Source organism: Parapedobacter soli, assembly GCF_025460835.1.
Classification (GTDB): Bacteria; Bacteroidota; Bacteroidia; order Sphingobacteriales; family Sphingobacteriaceae; genus Parapedobacter; species Parapedobacter soli.
This window is the reverse complement of sequence record NZ_JAMXAY010000116.1, coordinates 1-2,440: the sequence shown is the minus strand read 5'-3', so window position 1 is coordinate 2,440 and position 2,440 is coordinate 1. Positions and strand designations below refer to the sequence as shown.

Annotated in this window: 2 protein-coding genes; both read left to right on the top strand. The window is 36.4% G+C overall.

The features are described from left to right. Positions 1 to 179: 179 nt before the first annotated feature. Positions 180 to 1,346, top strand: a complete 1,167-nt coding sequence (locus tag NGM62_RS21725; RefSeq protein ID WP_008651082.1) for a tetracycline-inactivating monooxygenase Tet(X2) — start codon at positions 180 to 182, stop codon at positions 1,344 to 1,346. Between the two features lie 175 nt (positions 1,347 to 1,521). Then, positions 1,522 to 2,385 carry an AadS family aminoglycoside 6-adenylyltransferase gene (locus NGM62_RS21720; protein ID WP_010257826.1) on the top strand — a complete coding sequence of 288 codons (864 nt, stop codon included), beginning with the start codon at positions 1,522 to 1,524 and terminating at the stop codon, positions 2,383 to 2,385. The last annotated feature ends 55 nt before the right edge of the window (positions 2,386 to 2,440 follow it).

Genomic DNA, 2,440 nt, shown 5'->3' with positions numbered 1-2,440 from the left:
TGAAAAGCTTTCGGGGTGTGTCCTGCATATGCAGGGCACACACATTGTATAAGCGTAATGCGGGCTGAACTGCTAAATTTGAGCATTTTTGCTCCTAAGAAACTTTGTGGTGGGCGGACAGTGAATTGCTCCGAAATCCCGCACTACGCTTATACTTGACCGTTATGTGCCATTTTTGAATGACAATGCGAATAGATACAGACAAACAAATGAATTTACTTAGTGATAAGAACGTTGCAATAATTGGTGGTGGACCCGTTGGACTGACTATGGCAAAATTATTACAGCAAAACGGCATAGACGTTTCAGTTTACGAAAGAGACAACGACCGAGAGGCAAGAATTTTTGGTGGAACCCTTGACCTACACAAAGGTTCAGGTCAGGAAGCAATGAAAAAAGCGGGATTGTTACAAACTTATTATGACTTAGCCTTACCAATGGGTGTAAATATTGCTGATGAAAAAGGCAATATTTTATCCACAAAAAATGTAAAGCCCGAAAATCGATTTGACAATCCTGAAATAAACAGAAATGACTTAAGGGCTATCTTGTTGAATAGTTTAGAAAACGACACGGTTATTTGGGATAGAAAACTTGTTATGCTTGAACCTGGTAAGAAGAAGTGGACACTAACTTTTGAGAATAAACCGAGTGAAACAGCAGATTTGGTTATTCTTGCCAATGGCGGGATGTCCAAGGTAAGAAAATTTGTTACCGACACGGAAGTTGAAGAAACAGGTACTTTCAATATACAAGCCGATATTCATCAACCAGAGATAAACTGTCCTGGATTTTTTCAGCTATGCAATGGAAACCGGCTAATGGCATCTCACCAAGGTAATTTATTATTTGCTAACCCCAATAATAATGGTGCATTGCATTTTGGAATAAGTTTTAAAACACCTGATGAATGGAAAAACCAAACGCAGGTAGATTTTCAAAACAGAAATAGTGTCGTTGATTTTCTTCTGAAAGAATTTTCCGATTGGGACGAACGCTACAAAGAATTGATTCATACGACGTTGTCATTTGTAGGATTGGCTACACGGATATTTCCTTTAGAAAAGCCTTGGAAAAGCAAGCGCCCATTACCCATAACAATGATTGGGGATGCCGCACATTTGATGCCGCCTTTTGCAGGGCAGGGAGTAAATAGTGGGTTGGTGGATGCCTTGATATTGTCTGATAATCTAGCCGATGGAAAATTTAATAGCATTGAAGAGGCTGTTAAAAATTATGAACAGCAAATGTTTATCTATGGCAAAGAAGCACAAGAAGAATCAACTCAAAACGAAATTGAAATGTTTAAACCCGACTTTACGTTTCAGCAATTGTTAAATGTATAAAATGGAATAAAACGGCACATAACAAACAAATTGGCAATAGAGCCGGTGAAGTACTTCTATTGAACTTTTGTGCAATGTTGAAGATTAGTAATTCTATTCAACATTTGTGCTAAAAGTCGGCTCCATCGCCAATTTGCCAAACGTTGTACGACATAGTAAAACCGAACCAAACAAAATGAAAGTCAGAGAAGAAAAGTTAAGAACAATTATAGAATGGTCGGAGAAAAACGAAGATGTAAGAGTTCTTCTTCTGACAAGTTCACTTGTAAATCCTTTAGCACTTGTTGACGAATTTAGTGATTTAGACATTGAATTTGTTTTTGAGGATAATACAAATTACATTTCAGACAAAAGCTGGACGCTTAAATTCGGAAATCCAATTGCTATGATTGAAGAAGACGAAAGTTGTTTTAACCATAAACACGCAATGAAAATGCTACTTTATGAAGACGGTGTGAAAGTAGATTTTAAACTTTACAGCAAATCAAAATTTATAAAGGAAACGCAAGAGAAAGAATTACCAGAAGATTGGGATATTGGTTATAAAATTTTAATTGATAAAGATGGTATTACAAAGCAAATGCTGAAACCAACTTATCAAATTTCCATTATCAAAAAACCGTCTGAAAAAGAGTTTCAAAATCTAATAAACGATTTTTGGTGGGACACAACTTACGTGGCAAAGTGTCTTGTGAGAGATGAAATATTCTATGCGAAATTTATGTCGGAAACCGTTATTCGCACAGAATATTTAATTCCTTTAATTGAATGGCACATTGCAAGTGAACACAATTGGAACATAACGACCAATAAATATGGACGACTTTTCAAAAAGTATCTTAACCAGGAAATGTGGGCTAAAACAGAACAAACATTTTCAGGGAGCAATATAAAGGAAAATTGGACTGCTCTATTTTCAATGACTGATTTAGTTTCAGAAATAGGAACTGAATTGTCAAAAAAATTAGAGTACAAATACCCGGATAAATTAGAAAATGACATACGAAAATATTTAGCTGGACTAAAACCCAAAACATAACTACGTCGTACAATCGAGTAGACGGCTCCGCCAGTAACTGACGGAGTGCGCCTCT

Coding starts and splice junctions, on each gene's coding strand:
- NGM62_RS21725 (WP_008651082.1), top strand. CDS start 180: ATGACAATGCGAATAGATACAGACAAACAAATGAATTTACTTAGTGAT.
- NGM62_RS21720 (WP_010257826.1), top strand. CDS start 1,522: ATGAAAGTCAGAGAAGAAAAGTTAAGAACAATTATAGAATGGTCGGAG.